The organism is Amycolatopsis benzoatilytica AK 16/65 (genome assembly GCF_000383915.1).
Taxonomy (GTDB): domain Bacteria; phylum Actinomycetota; class Actinomycetes; order Mycobacteriales; family Pseudonocardiaceae; genus Amycolatopsis; species Amycolatopsis benzoatilytica.
In genome coordinates, this window is sequence record NZ_KB912942.1 from 2880309 (window position 1) to 2895051 (window position 14743).

General features: G+C 69.7%; 15 protein-coding genes and 1 tRNA gene. 7 read left to right on the top strand and 9 right to left on the bottom strand.

What is annotated here, in order from left to right; all coding sequences use genetic code 11:
* The first annotated feature begins 114 nt into the window (after window positions 1-114).
* From AMYBE_RS0113290 to AMYBE_RS0113300, 3 genes are all read left to right on the top strand, one after another.
* Complete coding sequence (locus AMYBE_RS0113290) at window positions 115-1005, top strand: PaaX family transcriptional regulator (protein ID WP_084469986.1); 891 nt, start codon at window positions 115-117, stop codon at window positions 1003-1005.
* Window positions 1002-1772: an enoyl-CoA hydratase/isomerase family protein gene (locus AMYBE_RS0113295; RefSeq protein ID WP_020659876.1), complete on the top strand. Its 771-nt coding sequence runs from the start codon at window positions 1002-1004 to the stop codon at window positions 1770-1772. The genes AMYBE_RS0113290 and AMYBE_RS0113295 overlap by 4 nt, the downstream gene beginning before the upstream one ends.
* 109 nt (window positions 1773-1881) lie before the next feature.
* Window positions 1882-3054: an alginate lyase family protein gene (locus AMYBE_RS0113300; protein WP_020659877.1), complete on the top strand. Its 1173-nt coding sequence runs from the start codon at window positions 1882-1884 to the stop codon at window positions 3052-3054.
* Between the two features lie 48 nt (window positions 3055-3102).
* On the opposite strand, the gene AMYBE_RS0113305 is transcribed toward AMYBE_RS0113300, so the two are convergent.
* Window positions 3103-3924, bottom strand: coding sequence for a CU044_5270 family protein (locus AMYBE_RS0113305; protein ID WP_020659878.1), 822 nt, complete (start codon window positions 3922-3924; stop codon window positions 3103-3105).
* Window positions 3917-4483 (bottom strand): RNA polymerase sigma factor, encoded by a 567-nt coding sequence (locus AMYBE_RS0113310; RefSeq protein WP_020659879.1) that lies wholly within the window; start codon window positions 4481-4483, stop codon window positions 3917-3919. Before AMYBE_RS0113310 ends, AMYBE_RS0113305 begins: the two co-directional genes overlap by 8 nt.
* A gap of 186 nt (window positions 4484-4669) precedes the next feature.
* Between AMYBE_RS0113310 and AMYBE_RS0113315 the strand changes: the two genes are divergently transcribed.
* The 4 genes from AMYBE_RS0113315 to AMYBE_RS0113335 all read left to right on the top strand — a co-directional run bounded on the left by AMYBE_RS0113315 (window position 4670) and on the right by AMYBE_RS0113335 (window position 6332).
* Window positions 4670-4743: transfer RNA gene (locus AMYBE_RS0113315), tRNA-Pro, on the top strand.
* A gap of 115 nt (window positions 4744-4858) precedes the next feature.
* Window positions 4859-5155 (top strand): hypothetical protein, encoded by a 297-nt coding sequence (locus AMYBE_RS0113320; protein ID WP_020659880.1) that lies wholly within the window; start codon window positions 4859-4861, stop codon window positions 5153-5155.
* A gap of 66 nt (window positions 5156-5221) precedes the next feature.
* A complete protein-coding gene (locus AMYBE_RS0113325) occupies window positions 5222-5650 on the top strand; it encodes a hypothetical protein (RefSeq protein ID WP_154676191.1) in 429 nt (142 codons plus the stop codon).
* Window positions 5651-5861: 211 nt separating this feature from the next.
* The gene (locus AMYBE_RS0113335) at window positions 5862-6332 is read left to right on the top strand and encodes a hypothetical protein (protein ID WP_154676192.1); all 471 of its coding nucleotides are present in this window, start codon (window positions 5862-5864) and stop codon (window positions 6330-6332) included.
* 366 nt (window positions 6333-6698) lie between these two features.
* On the opposite strand, the gene AMYBE_RS0113340 is transcribed toward AMYBE_RS0113335, so the two are convergent.
* From AMYBE_RS0113340 to AMYBE_RS45755, 7 genes are all read right to left on the bottom strand, one after another.
* The gene (locus AMYBE_RS0113340) at window positions 6699-7457 is read right to left on the bottom strand and encodes a hypothetical protein (RefSeq protein WP_154676193.1); all 759 of its coding nucleotides are present in this window, start codon (window positions 7455-7457) and stop codon (window positions 6699-6701) included.
* Window positions 7458-7866: 409 nt separating this feature from the next.
* Window positions 7867-9006: a glycosyltransferase gene (locus AMYBE_RS0113345; RefSeq protein WP_020659885.1), complete on the bottom strand. Its 1140-nt coding sequence runs from the start codon at window positions 9004-9006 to the stop codon at window positions 7867-7869.
* A 4-nt stretch (window positions 9007-9010) separates the two neighbouring features.
* On the bottom strand, window positions 9011-10393 hold the full coding sequence (locus AMYBE_RS0113350; protein ID WP_020659886.1) for a glycosyltransferase family 2 protein: 1383 nt from the start codon (window positions 10391-10393) through the stop codon (window positions 9011-9013).
* Between the two features lie 5 nt (window positions 10394-10398).
* Window positions 10399-11559, bottom strand: coding sequence for a glycosyl hydrolase family 18 protein (locus AMYBE_RS0113355; protein ID WP_020659887.1), 1161 nt, complete (start codon window positions 11557-11559; stop codon window positions 10399-10401).
* Window positions 11528-12517 carry an NAD-dependent epimerase/dehydratase family protein gene (locus AMYBE_RS0113360; RefSeq protein WP_020659888.1) on the bottom strand — a complete coding sequence of 330 codons (990 nt, stop codon included), beginning with the start codon at window positions 12515-12517 and terminating at the stop codon, window positions 11528-11530. The genes AMYBE_RS0113355 and AMYBE_RS0113360 overlap by 32 nt, the downstream gene beginning before the upstream one ends.
* Window positions 12514-13605 carry a glycosyltransferase gene (locus AMYBE_RS0113365; protein WP_020659889.1) on the bottom strand — a complete coding sequence of 364 codons (1092 nt, stop codon included), beginning with the start codon at window positions 13603-13605 and terminating at the stop codon, window positions 12514-12516. Before AMYBE_RS0113365 ends, AMYBE_RS0113360 begins: the two co-directional genes overlap by 4 nt.
* Window positions 13602-14732 carry a sugar transferase gene (locus AMYBE_RS45755; protein ID WP_211226818.1) on the bottom strand — a complete coding sequence of 377 codons (1131 nt, stop codon included), beginning with the start codon at window positions 14730-14732 and terminating at the stop codon, window positions 13602-13604. The genes AMYBE_RS0113365 and AMYBE_RS45755 overlap by 4 nt, the downstream gene beginning before the upstream one ends.
* Window positions 14733-14743: the final 11 nt, after the last annotated feature.

Consider the following 14743-nt stretch of genomic DNA (forward strand, 5'->3'; position numbering starts at 1 on the left):
ACGAGTGTACGGGCAGCGGCCACGCCGCGTGCCGTGTGTCGGATCCGTCACTCCGGGTGGGTACTCTGGGCGGGTTGCCAGGCAGAGCGAACAGCAGTGAGGTCGGTGAAAACGATGGCGGAACCCGCCCCGGTCCCGCACGGCCAGGGGAAGCAGCGGGCGCCTCGGCCGACGGTCAGCAGACGCCGGGAAGTGAGCCATGCCAGCGCGCGGTCGCTGCTGATGACAGTGCTGGGCGAGTACGTGCTGCCGCGCGACCGTCCGGTGTGGACGTCGCTGCTGGTCGAAGCGCTCGGGATGCTCGACATCGAGGAGAAGTCCGCCCGGCAGGCGCTGGCCCGGTCCTCGGCCGAGGGCTGGCTGGTATCCGAGCGGGTCGGCCGCCGGGTCCGCTGGTCGCTGACCCCGCCCGGGCGGCGGCTGCTCACCGAGGGGGCCGACCGGATATACGCCTTCGGCCGCGACGCGCGCGGCTGGGAAGGCCGCTGGCTGATGCTGATCGTCTCGGTGCCGGAAGCGAAACGCGACCTGCGCCACCGCCTGCGCACCCGGCTGACCTGGGCCGGTTTCGGGTCTCCGGTGGCCGGGGTGTGGGTGAGCCCGGACCCGAGCCGCGAGCCGGAAGCCCAGCAGATCGTCTCCGAGCTGGGCCTGGAGGCGCAGGCGATGTCGTTCACCGCGGACTACGGCGCGATCGGCGGCCAGGACAGCATGGTGGAGCGGTCCTGGGACCTGTCCGAGCTGACCGACCGCTACGAGGACTTCATCGACCGGTTCACCGGCGTCTCCCCTGCCGGCGCGCCCGCGGTGCTGCGCGCGCAGACCGAGCTCGTGCACGAATGGCGTCGCTTCCCGTTCCTGGACCCGCAGCTGCCCGACGACCTGCTGCCCGCGGGATGGAGCGGGGCCAAGGCGGCCGAGCTGTTCCACCGCAAGCACGTGGAATGGCGGCCGACCGCACAGGCGTATTGGGACGAGCTGACCGCGAACGAGGAGCAAGCATGACCAAGCTGGAGCGCGACGGCGGGCTTGCCGTGCTCACCATCGACGAACCGCCGCTGAACCTCTACACCGTGGCGCTGCAGGACGCGCTGCTGAACGCGATCGGCTCGCTGGAGGAGGAGCCCGCCCGTGCGCTGCTGATCCGCGCCGAAGGCCGCGTGGTGAGCGGTGGCGTCGATGTCGCGCTGTTCGACGCCCAGCCGTCCGCGGTCGAGGCGAAGGTGCTGTTCGACCAGCTGCTGACGGTGCCGGACCGCCTTGCCGCGCTGCCCTTCCCGACTGTGTTCGCCGCCCACGGCCTGTGCCTGACCTGGGCGTTCGAGGTGGCGATGGCATGCGATCTGCTGCTCGCCGCCGAGCGCGCGAAGTTCGGCCTGGTGGAGAAGGTCGTCGGTCTGACCCCGACGATGGGCGGCACGCAACGGCTCGCCGCGCGGGCCGGCGTCGCGCGGGCGAAGGAGTTCGTCTTCACCGGCGAACCGTTCGACGCCGCGACCCTGGAGCGGTGGAACGTGGTCAACCGGGTGCTGCCGAACGACGGTTTCGACGAGGCCGCGCGGGAGTTCACCCGTCAGCTCGCCGAAGGGCCGACTCAGGCGCACGCCGCGACGAAGCGCATCCTGGCGCATTTCGAACACGGCGGGGTGCCGGAGGCGAACGCGCACGTCACCACCATCGCCGCCGAGCTGTACCACACCGAAGACCTTCGCGGCGCGGTGAAATCGTTCCTCGCCGACGGTCCCGGAAAAGCGACGTACACCGGCAAATAACGCATTCGCCGCGCACCGCATCCCTTTCAGCGGGAACCTTCTTGACCCGGTTCGCGCCGGCCCCGGAAACTGGGCCGGCGCCGCCGGAATACCTGGTCAAGGAGGACCGTTGTCCCGCATCCTGTTCCGGAGAGCCCTCGCCGCTCTCGGCGCCGTACCGCTGACCTTCGGCCTGTGCGCGGCTCCCGCCGTCGCCGCCCCGTTCGTCCACCCCGGCGTGCTGGTCAGCAAGAACCAGCTCGATTTCGTTCGCGACAAAGTGAAAACCGGCGCACAGCCGTGGAAAGCCGCATCCGAGCAGATGCTGGCCAGCCCGTACGCCTCGCTCTCCCGGCAGCCCAAACCGCGCGCCGACGTCGATTGCGGTTCGCGTTCGAATCCGAACAACGGCTGCACGGACGAACGCCAGGACGCCATCGCCGCGTACACCGACGCGCTGGCGTGGTATGTGACCCAGGATTCCCGGTATGCCGAGAAATCCGTCGCGATCATGGACGCCTGGTCCGCCACGATCACCGAACACACCAACAGCAACGCCCCGCTGCAGACCGGCTGGGCGGGCGCGTCGTGGGCGCGGGCGGGCGAGCTGATCAAGGCGACTTACCAGAAGTGGCCGAACGAAGCCAAGTTCGCCGCGATGTTGCGCAACGTATACCTGCCGACTGTGGCGAAAGGCAGCAACAGCAACGGAAACTGGGAACTGGTCATGATGGAGGCCGCGGTCGGCATCTCAGTGTTCCTCGACGATCGCGCCAGCTACGACGCCGCGATGACCCGCTACCGCGACCGTGCGGCCGCGTATGTGTATCTGCCGAGCGACGGCGCGCTGCCGCACACCACCGCGAGCAGCGGGTTGAAGACGAAGGCGCAGATCGTGAAGTACTGGCAGGGCCAGTCGACGTTCACCGCCGGCCTGGCACAGGAAACCTGCCGCGACTTCACCCACACCGGCTACGGTCTGGCGTCCATCGCCGACATCGCCGAGACCTCCCGGATTCAGGGCGCCGACCTGTACTCGACGGACATCGGGAAGCGGCTGCAGGCCGGGTTCGAGTTCCAGGCGAAGTACGAGCTGGGCGCGAGGGCGCCCGCCTCGTTGTGCGGCGGGAAGCTGAACCTCGGCTTGGGACCGGTGACCGAGGTGGCGTACAACGCGCTGCACGGCCGGATGGGCGCAGCTATGCCGGAGACCGGGAAGCTGACCGACCAGGACCGTCCAGAAGGGACGAACACTCTGTTCGTCGCTTGGGAAACCTTGACGCACGCCGGAAATCCCGGCTGACCGGATCGCTGGGGGTGCGGCCCGCACCCCCAGCTCCGGTCTGCCCCGTCAGCCTGGCAACTGCCCGGGACGGTCCACGATCCCGTACCCGACCAGCGCTTCGGCCGTGGTGCCCAGGTACGCATGCGTTGCCGGGTCGAATACCAGCGTGGTCCCCTGCCAGCTGACCCCGATCCCCGCCCGCCCGGCCGGATCCTTCGCGTTCTCGACCGCCGTCAGCCCCGGCACTTCAGCGACCGCGTTGTACATCGCCGCCCGCGACTGCGGCGCGAGGTAGCTCTCGCTGGACAGCTGGCCCACCTTGGCCCCCATCGCCGCCGACCCGCCGCCGAGGTACTTGTACATCTGATCGGTCGTCGCCGGAAGTCCTTTGCGGTAGGCCGGAGTTTTCTGGCAGCCCTGCTTCGGCTCCGGCAGTTTCTCCCCGGCCGGGTGGTATTTCCCGTCGACGCACACCGGCGCCGGCATCCCCTTGCCGTCGGCCCGGACGTAGCCGTCCTGCTCCCCGTCCGCCGACAGCCACTCCTCGCGAGTGCCGGCCGGAGTCTGCGTCTTGACGTAGAGGAACTGATCCCCGCGTGGCGGCGCGTCCGGATTGTTCAGGGCGGCGGCCGCGGCGTCGTGCAGCACCCGCACCGGGTCAGCCGCCGCAGTCTGCGCACTGCCGAACGGCCCCAGCGCCGCGACCGCTGTAATCGCCGCCGCGATCCCGGCCACCCCCGCCCCAGCCCAACCGAACTTCTTGCGGCGCTCGGCTTTGACTTCTGCCGCGGCCGCCCGCAACAGCTTCTCGCGCGCCGCCGACAGGTCGTCCAGCGCAGGCAACGGCACTGCCGCCGCGCGCTCCCGGACCATCTTCAGCTCATCCATGTACGGAAACCTCCTCCGAATCAGTGCCGAGCGCGGCCCGCAACTTCCGCCGGGCGCGATTCAGCCGGGACCGGACAGTGCCGACCGGAATGCCGAGTGCCTCCGCGACCTCCTCGTAAGAAAGCCCCTCAGCCGCGGTAAGCAGGACAACGTCCCGGTCCCCGTCTGCGAGCGCCGCCAGCGCCGCCCCGAGCTCCGGCCCCCGCGCCTCCGCCACGACCCGCGCCGCGACGTCGTCGTCATGCGCCTCGGCGTGCGGCTGCGGCCGGACGACACGCAGCAGCCGGTACTCGCGAACCTCGTCGCGCCGATGCTGAGCCACGACGTTGGTCGCGATGCCGTACAACCACGGCCGCGCATCGGGACGCTGCCGGTCGTACCGCGCCCGCCGCCGAAACGCCGCCAAGAAGGTCTCGGCGAGCGCATCGTCAGCGACATCGCGCCCCAGCCGCCGGGCGAGATACCGGTGCAGATACGGCGCATGCCGGTCGAAGATCGCCGCGAACACCTCCGGCTCCCCGACCGAACGCCCGATCACGCCGGCGTCGTCTTCCGTCACCCTGTGCCCCCGATCCCGTGGCCCGCTCTGTCCACCCTGTTGTCCGCACTCTGCCGGGTTTGAGTTCACGGCGCAGAGTTTGCGCAGGTCAACGGCAAGGGGGTACCTCATTGCGGGGGCAATCAGCCGACCCGCTAGAGTAGTCGCATCGCACTTCGCGGGGGTTGCTCCGGGAAGTGAGGAGTCCGGGCTGTGGCGCAGTTTGGTAGCGCACTTGACTGGGGGTCAAGGGGTCGCAGGTTCGAATCCTGTCAGCCCGACCGGACGACGGGTTTCCGCAGCTCAGCGCAGCGGGAACCCGTTTTTTCATGTGGTCGCAGGTGTCCTTCCGGTCTAGCACAGCGCTCGGTGACACCTTGACTGGAGGCTCTCCTCATGCCGACCAATTTGACCAAACAGGGTCTGCCCCGCCCGGCCAGCGACCTGTGGCGCTCCTACCTCGAGGAGTGGGACCGCAGCCTCCGCGCCGACAACAAACCCCACACCACCCGCTGCAACTACGAACTCGCCGTCAGCCAGCTCGCCGATTTCCTGGCCGAACGAGGCGGGCAACATCTCCAACCTAGCGGGATCAAGATCATGCTCCGCCGTCGCGGGCAGCTGGCCGGCATCCCGCACATGCACGCCCACCGGCCCCGGCACATCCTGTCCCACAACTGGCAGCTCGCGTAGGGCAACGAGTCCGACCTGATGGCCATCACTCTCTGTCGTCCGAGGGGAGCGACCGGAGGGGGAGCAATGCAGCGGAGAACGGGGAGGGCCCTCGCGCTGGGCGGAACGATGGCGCTGTTCGCCGGGCTGGCTGCCAGCCCGGCGAACGCCGTCACCACCAACCCCTACACCCCCGAGGAGGTGTGCGGGGCGGGCTATCAGGTGATCGACTCGAGACCGGCGACGTGGAACGGCAAGGCCTACGCGGGCGTGTACCTGCTATACAAATCGGGCGGCTACAACTGCGTAGCCACGATCAAGTGGACCGCGATCGGGACCCCGACCGACACCATGGCCAGCCTGTACCGCGACTCCGAGGATTCCAGCCGGAACATCATCGACCAGGGCGACTACAAGTACTACGCCACGGTGCGCGGGTATGCGCCGGCCTGCATCAGCTACGCGGGCTGGTCCGGCGCTGCGGACGGCACAAGCGAATGGGGATGCTGTTCCTGAACGGCGGCTACGAAGCCGTCGTGCTCGGGCCGGGAGCCACCGGCAAAGCGCTGACCGGCGCGGGCGTCCGTTTCGGACCGAGCCCGCAGTGACCACTGTGGACACGGTCGGCTCGTGTCCGCTTACTACTCGATCGGGGCTGTTGACCGGATACGTCCATAATATTACGCTCCGAACTGAAGTGCCCACACTCGGTGAGCACCGTCTTTACGTGGGGGTTGCGATGCAGGTGCTTCGAAACGTGTTCCGTCCCGTCGCCGCTGGCGCGTGCGCGACCGCGTTGCTAACCACGGCGCTGAGCGGTCAAGCCGCAGCAACGACCGGCGCATCGGCCAAGGTCAGTTGCACCTCCGCCGACCGCTACATCAGCTACCCCAGCACCACCCACGCCACCGCAGTGCAATGGGCAGTGCGGGTCGACTGGTGCTACGACGGGAAAACCGTCAGCAACATCCGCCACTACGACTACCTCAAACAAGACGGCGGCGGAGTCGCCGACTACCAGGGCCTCATTCAGAACCAGCTCACCTACCCCGGCTCCGTCCATTACGAAGCAACGCTGGTGAAGCAGGCCAAGATCGCGCTGTGCGTGTTCAAAGTCGGCTGCTACCGGACGTACTACCCGATGGAGCGCTTCGTCCTCGGCAACAACGGCAGCTACCGCCTCGAACAACGCAAATGACCACCGCACCCGATCATTGCCGATCGGGCCGCGACGCTGACGGAACTCGTTTGACAGACCCTCCGGAACGGCGCGAGCGGGCCAACCAACGCGCCGGCAAGCGCGCAGAGCCGCGCGAGGACTTTGTTCATCGGGCGATCGTCGAGCCCTTGTGCAGCGGGTCGGTGAGGGCCCAGCGGATCGACCCCACCTGATTATGTCCGCGAGTTTTGAACGCACTTGTTCGTGGATTCTGAACGCGCATGTTGATCATCTTCGACCGCAGTACGGCGTTCCTCGCGATCAAGTGTGGCTTTTGCTCGCCGCGCTTTCGAGTCGGTCGTCCTCCGCTTCGCGCTGGGCGGTCCTTCAGCGTCGCCCGCGCCGTCATGGGAACATCTTGCCGGTCGTGTGGCTGCCGACGGCAGTGCAAAAGTGGAACAGGTTATCGTGCCGCCGATTGGCGAACGCCGCGTTCGACGAACGTGCGGCAAGCCATGACAGGGCGTGCCCGCGGCCCGGGAGCGGCGGGTTGCACGCGGCATTTCGATGCCCGTCAGCTCGGAAGCTGGTCGGCCCTAGTCTCGAGTGAAGGTGACGGTCGCGGTGTGGGTCTCGCTGCACTGCCATCGTCGTCGCGGGCACCTCGGCGGCGCCGAGGTGAGCGGTGTCGAAGGCTGGCGTGTTGGTCTGGACGGCCACCGGCACGAGCAGAGGGTCGATGACCCGCCAGCGGGTGAACACGCCAAACCTGTTGGGCTCACGCCGCACCCGCAACGCCGCGTTGCCGTGGCCGCCCGACAGCGAGTAGTCCACGTCGACCGTCACGATGTCCGCGGATGGGTCGCTCGACGTGAGGAGCCTGTTGATGGTGATGCGCGCCTTGGCTGAGCGAAGCCCGTCGACCAGGCGTGCCGGGTCGACCTCACCGTCCCCGGTGTGGCCGTGCGGGTCGACCAGCGCGTTGGCCGCGGTCGCGTCTCCTTGCGCGATCAGAGTGAGGTAGTCCCGGACTGCCTGCTCGGGCGTGTGGCTGCTGTCGACCACCACGACCGTGAGGGCCGCGATGAACAGCACGGCCACACTGCCCGCCGAGATCAATACGTTCCTGCGACGCACCGCCACCCCCATCGCGACGACCGGCACGACGACGCCCGTGCCCTCGCGGTTCCGTTCCGCGCGGCCTTCTCCGCCGGCCGCGCGCCAGCCGCGAAGCTCGTGACCTGCTCCTCCTGCGCGAGCGCGCCCGCGAGCACATGCGACCGGGACCGGCCGAACACGCGATCTCCCGCGATCCCCATGCGTCCCTCCACAAGACAGTCCACCGACCGGCCGGGCAAACCTAACGACGGCCCATGAAATCCCGATGACACGCCGGCAGCCTCGTCGCCCAGAACCGCCCCAACGCTCGCCACAACGACACCCACATCGGCATAGAAAGACGTTCGATCGCCGTTGGCGGTCCGTCGACCGGGAACGTGATGATCCCGCAGCAGCTGGCAAGCGGGACCTGCTCCTTCGTGGCAGCCAAGGGCAGGAGCGCAGAGTGCCCGTCTCACAAGCCGGAGATCGCGCGCGGTCGGGCGTAGGCGGCTTCCAGTTCGGCGCGCAACGCGGCTTCGGTGTACCGGCCCGACACGCGTGCTCGCGCATTGCGGGCGAATCTTGCTGCCGTGGCGGGAGAACTGAGCAGATGATCGACCGCCTCCGCGAGCAGGTCCGGTCGTTCCGGCGGCACGAGAAGCCCGGTCTCGCCGGGGACGAGGAGGTCCGGCACGGCATTGACGGCCGTGGCGATCGCGGGAACACCGGCGGCCATCGCTTCGGCCAATGCGGTCGGGAGACCCTCGTACCGGCTGGCGAGCACGAACACGTCGAAGGCGGGCAGGAGGTACGGGACGTCGGCGCGCTCCCCGGTGAGGACGGCGTTGTCGCCGAGAAGCGACCGGGCCAGCCGCGCGGTGCGCGAGGCCAGATCGCCGCTGCCGACCCATACGCCGACGGTGCGTGCGCGATTCAGCAGGTGCAGCGCGGTGAGAAAGTCCTCGGGTGCCTTCTGATACGTGAGACGGCCGACTGAGCCGACCACGGTCGTTTCGGCGGAGATTCCCAGGTCGTCGCGCGCGGCGGCCCTGGCCCGCGCGTCGTCGCGGCTGGCTGGCTGGTCGACGACTACCCCGATGGTGCGTACTCGGCGCGGGTCGGTGAGTTCCCGCCGAACCGCTTCCGCGGCCACCGCCGCGCCCACGCAGAGCGTCACGTCAGTGAGGTGCCGAAGCCGACGCTCGATCGCGACGTAAAGCTGCCTGCGTGCCGAGGATTGGTAGGGATGGAAGGGAAAGCCGTGATAGGTGTGCACGACGCGGGGAATGCCGGCCCGATGGGCGGCGAGCCTGCCGAGGACGCCGGCCTTGGCGCAGTGGGTATGCGCGACATCGAATCCCCGGGAACGCAACAGCCCGGTCAAGCGGTGCAACGCGGCCAGGTCGTCCGCGGGGCTGATCGGCGCCCGAAGCGACGGCTCGACGAGAACCTCGATTCCGCTGCGGATCGCCGCGTCCAGCAGGCGGCGCTGCCCTGCGCCGGTCACCACGGCGACCTGCCAGCGGGCGGGATCGAGCGACTGCGCGCCGCGCAGCGCGAGCGCCCCTGCTCCGCCCGCCAGCCGGGTGATGATCACCGCGACGCGCATCATGGGCTCATCCTGCTTCCGGACCAAGTCCAGGGCGCGCGGCACGCCTGGCCGGACTGCGCCACCGGCCGCTGGAGTGGGTGAACCGCGCCCGCACTATGGCGTAAAGGAAGATCGCCGCGTCGGCGAACCGCACAAGCAGGAACAACGGGCCGTAGCGCAGCAAGCGAGGCTCTCGCTCCAGCGCAGCCGCCAAGCAGGTGAGCAAATAGTCCGGTGCCAACACGCCGATCGCGAGCACCGGCAGGCTGACGTGCGCTGCGAGGACCGAGTGCAGCCCGGCCAGCGAGGACAGCGGATCGCCCGGCAGATACGGCACGAGGAGCACGACCACCACGGCCGGCAGCACCAGGTAGAGCACGCTGCTCAGCACCTGCTCGGCCAGCAGAAGCACCAGCATGGCGGTGAACAGGTCCGCCCGAGGCGGGTGGCGCCACACGGTCTGCCAGAAGCCGACCGACCAGCGCCGGATCTGGCGCAGGTAGTCGCCGAGCCGGTCCGGGTCTTGGGTGACAGCGGTCGCCCGCAAGGAAAACCCGACTTTTCCGAGGCGCTTGCGGTACACCTCGAACGTCATGTTGAAGTCTTCGATGACCAGGCCGGGCGGGTTGATGTCGATCTGCGGGAGGACGTCGCTGCGGTAGAGGCTGGCGAAGCCGGGCACGATGTGGGTGGCGTTGAGGTGCAGCCAGGTCTGTCCGTACTTCAGCAGCCGCTGGCCGATCGAGTAGACGCGCTGGCGATGCGCGACCAGCAACGACCCCAGGCTGGAAAGATCGCGTTCGAACTCGGTGCGCACGCAGCCGGCGACGGAGACGACCTCGGGATTGTCGAACATCGGCAGCGCCGCGTCGAAGTATCCGGGTTCGATTCTCGTGTCGGCGTCCAGCAACAGCACCGCCGCGAACCGGCGCGCCAGTTCGAACCGGCGGATCGCCATCTCCAGGGCACCGGCCTTGCCCAGGTTCTGCGGCGTCCGCAGGACCCGGACTCCGGCTTCCTCCGCGATTTCGGCGGTGCGGTCGGTGGAGCCGTCGGAGACGACATGGACGTTCGCGGGCGGCACCAGGCTGACGATGGCGGCGAGGCTTTGCCCGATGACCGCGGCCTCGTTGTGGGCCGGGATCAGCACGGCGACATCGTCGACCGTCATCCGGTCGCGGACGGCCCGGCGCGGCGGACGGCCCACGAGCAGCCGCCAGTCCGGGCCTGCGGGCAGACACAGGCCCGTGCGGCCGCGGGGCGGAAGCGGGGCAGCGCGCCGCATCCGCCGATGCAGCCGGCGGGCTTCGACAGCGAACGGCTCGGCGAGCCGGCACAGTCCGACCAGGCCCCACAGCATGAAGTTGACGCCGACGATCGCCAACGCCCAGGCCCACCACGGCAGCATCCCGCTCACCGCCCGCCGGTCGCGCGGGGGAACGCCTCGCTCAGCTGGGCCCAGGTACCGGGGTCGGCCGGCCCGTACATCCAGAAGTAGACGCCGCCGATGCCGGCCGCCCGCGCGGCATCCAGCTTGGCGCGCGTGCTCGCCGCGTTTTCGAACCACACCTGGTGGAAGCGCCCGGCGGAGTCGTCGTAGCTGAGTGTGGGCGACTGGCTCCGCGCATCGAATCGCACCACCGCTTGGTGCTGGGCGACGAGCTGCGCAACCTGCTGGGTGGTGACGACCGTGCCGTCACCGCCGGCCGGCCAGTCGTAGCCGGAAAGCGGGATGCCCAGGACGATCTTGGCCGGCGGGATCTGGGTCCTGGCATAGGCGAGCACGTTCTGCACCCAGCCGACCGGAGCGACCGGGCCCGGCGCGGACGCCGCCCAGTGGTAGTCGTAAGCCATCAGCCGCACTTCGTCGGCCACCCGGCCGACGGCCGCGTAGTCCTGGGCCAGGTTGCGCTGGTCGTAGCCGGCGTCGGTGGTCTTGGCGAACAGCGCAACCGACAGCGTCTTGCCGCGTCCGTGCAAAGCCGCTGCGAGGTCGCTGACGAACTCCGTGAACGCGGTCCGGTCGCCGGCACTGAGTTCCTCGTAGTCGATGTCGATCCCGCCGAAGCCGCGTTCAGTGACCAGCGCGACGATCGCCGCGATGTGAGCGGCCCTCGCCGCGGGCTCCCGCATGATCGACGCGACCGGCTGATCGCTGAAACGGCCGTTGACCACATTGGCCAGCGTCGGCACCAGGTTCAGGCCGCCGCCGCGCAGCCGGGCGAGGCCGTCGGTCACCGCTTTGGTGTCGGACGGGCCGTAGAGCGGGACGACCCGGCCTTCGGCGTCGAGCCCGAAAAGCCACGGCGACGCGCCGGTGAAGTCCTGCCGGTTGGCCAGGGTCGTATCAGTGCCGGCGCCGATGTTCCAGTACGGAACGGACGCGACGATCGTGCGCGCCGGCCCGCCCGGACGCGGCATCAGCCCCACCACCAGCGCGGCGGCGACCAGGAGCGCCGCCGTGGCCACGGCGAGCAACGCCGGCCGCCGGATCGACAGCCAGGACGGCACGCCGCGGGCCGCGCCCGGCCGCGGCCCCCGCTCACCGGCGCGGAACGGTCGGCTGCCGGACACGCCGGGCGATCTCTTCGGCTACCGAGTCGATGATTTCGTCGAGCGTCGTGTGCGCCTCGAACCCGACGAGCTCCTTGGCCAGGGTGCAGTCGGGAACCCGCCGCAGCATGTCCTCGTAGCCTGGGCCGTAGGCTTGCTCGTACGGCAGGTAGCGCACCTCGCTGCGCGACCGAGTCGCCGCGACGACGCGGTCGGCGAGATCGCTGATAGTCACCTGCTCGGTGCTGCCGAGGTTGACGGCGCTGCCGAACGCCCGCGGCTCGTGTGCCAACGCGATCAGAGCAGGAACCACATCGGCGACATGGCAGAAGCAGCGGATTTGCGTGCCGGTGCCGAACACCGTGAGCGGCTCGCCGGTCAGCGCCTGCCGCACGAAGCGCGGGATGACCATGCCGTAGCGCCCGGTCTGGCGGGGGCCGACTGTGTTGAACAGGCGGACGATCACCGCTGCCAGGCCCCGTTGCCGGCAGTAGGCGTCGACGAGACTCTCGTCGAGCGCTTTGGCCTCGGCGTAGCTCCACCTCGATTTCAGCGGCGATCCGAGCACTCGGTCGTCGTCTTCTCGCAGCCCCGCCAGCGTGTTCTTCCCGTAGATCTCGCTCGTGGACGCCAGCAGCAGCGTCGCGTTGTTCCGGTACGCCGCTTCCACGACGTTTTCGGTGCCGTGCACGTTGGTGCGCAAGCTTTCCAGCGTTCGGTCGCGGATGACGAACGCGCCGACGGCGGCGGCGAAGTGGAAGACGACGTCCGCGCCGTGCGCGTCTTCCTCGACGCGCGCGCGGTCGAGGACGGTGCCCTGCCGGAACCGGAACCGGGGGTGTTCTCCGGCTCGGGACAGGTTCTCCAGCCGGCCGGTGCTCAGATCGTCCAGTCCGGTCACGGTGTGGCCCGCGGCGAGCAGCGCATCGGTCAAGTGGGAACCGATGAACCCGGCCGCGCCAGTCACGAATGCCTTCATCGCGTTCCTTCCGCCAAGTCGTCGTACAGGCGGTCGATGCGGTCCGCGATCGCCGCCATGCCGAATCTCCCGCTGATCGCCGGATCGACCAGACGTTCGCGCCGGCCGAGGGCCATCTCCGCGGCCAAGGCTTCGCGCAACGCGGACGCCGACCCGGACACCCGCCGGGCGCGGGCGCTTTCGACGCCGTCGAGCGCAGGGCACGTCGTATACAGGACGGGCAGCCCGTTCGCCAGGCTTTCGAGCACTGACAGGCCGAAGGTTTCCTGCGCCGAAGCAGCGACGAACAGGTCCGCTGTGGACAGCATGGCAGCGACGTCGTGGCGTTCCCCGGCGAAGATCACCTGGCCGTCCACGCCGCCTGCCCGCGCGGTTTCTTCCAGCCGTGCGCGTTCCGCGCCGTCGCCGACGACCAGCAGGAGGGTCTTTTCGTCCAGGAGCGGAGCAGCCGCGGCGATGACGAGGTCCACGCGCTTGTTCGGGTCGAGCCGTCCGAGCACGCAGATGACGTAGGCGCTCGGATCGATCCCCAATTCCGCACGGGTGCGCTCCCGTGCGTCCGGGTCGAACGCGACCCGGTCGAGATCCAGCCCGTTCGGGATCACCGTGACCCGGTCCTCGGGCACTCCCCAGTCGACCAATCGCTGGCGGACCGCGCCGGACACCGCGATCGTGGTGTCGGCGAAGCGTTCGGTGGCCAGGTAGAGGGCGCGCACGCCCCGCGTCATCCGGCGGCGTTCGAGGTGGGTCTCTCCGATGGAGTGCTCGGTGCTCACCACGACCGGTGTGCGGGCCAGCCAGGCAGCGGTGCGGCCGTAAAGGCACGAGCGGTAGAGGTGGGTGTGCACGACGTCGTAGCCGCCGGCCCGGATGAGCCGGTACAGCCGGGCCAACGCGGAGAGCTGGGTGTTGCGGACCATCCCGAGGTCCCGGACTTCGGTCCCCTCGGCGCGGATCATGTCCGCCACCGGCCCCGGGTTGTAGAGGGTGACGACGTCGGTTTCGTGGCGCGTGTGGCGAAGCAGCGAGCGCAGCTGCAACTCGGCGCCGCCGACGCCCAAGCCGGTGATGACGTGCAGGACTCTCATCTGGCCCCTCCGTGCGGCCGCCGGGGCGTCGGCACGAGCGTGCGCAGCATGATCCGCACGTCCAGCCACGGCGACCAGTAGTCGATGTACGCGTTGTCGAATCGGATCCGTTCGGCGATCGAGGTGTCCCCGTGCAGGCCGTGCACCTGCGCCCAGCCGGTGATCCCGGCCGGCATCCGCTGCCGGTCCAGGTAGCCGGGAATCCGGCCCGCGAACTGCCGGGTGAAGTAGGGCCGTTCCGGACGAGGACCCACCAGCGACATCTCGCCTCGCACCACGTTGACCAATTGCGGCAGTTCGTCCAGGTGGGTCCGCCGCAGCCACCTGCCCAATCGCCCGCAGCAGCCTTGCGGGACAGCCCACCGGGTGTCCGCGTCCGGATGGCCGGGAAGCGTGCGCAGCTTCAGGATGCGGAGCTGCCGGCCCTCCCCCGCGTCCCGGATCTGGGTGAACAGCGCAGGCGGACCGCACCGGACGCGCACCAGCGCGGCAAGCGCCGCCAGCACGGGAGCCAGCACGGCCAGCAACGCCGTCCCGGCAAGGACATCGACAGCCCGCTTGACCCGCCGGCGCCCGCCCGAGTACGACCCGGCGCGCAGCGGCACGATCGGCACACCGCCGATTTCGCCACCCTGCCCGCCCGGCACCAGGCCCGGCGGACACCGCGACGTCAGCGCGACCCAGACCTGAACTGGCCGATCCGGTCCGGCCAGCTCCCGCGGCCAGTCGTCCGCACCGCACGCGATGACGACCTCGGCCCGGCCGCCGCCCAGGCCGGCGGGCACCCGGTCGGCCACGCCGCACAGCCGCAGCCCGCACTCAGGATGCCGGCGCACCGTGTTCGCGAACTCGTGCGCCACCTGGCCCGCACCGATCACCAGCGCAGGTCGGAGCCCGTGCCCGCGGCGATGCCACTCGCGCACCGCGCCCGCCGCGGCGCACCGGAACACCAGCACCACACCCGCTGTCCAGGCCGCCATCGCGGAAACAAGGTCGAGCGGGAGCCACAGTGCGGTCGCGAGCGCCACTCCGCACACCGTCGCGATCAGGCACAAGCTGTAGGCGGGCAGGTTCGGCGGGCGCCAGCCGGGACGGTACTGGCCCCCTGCGGCCAGCACTGCGACCACGGCCGCGCTAT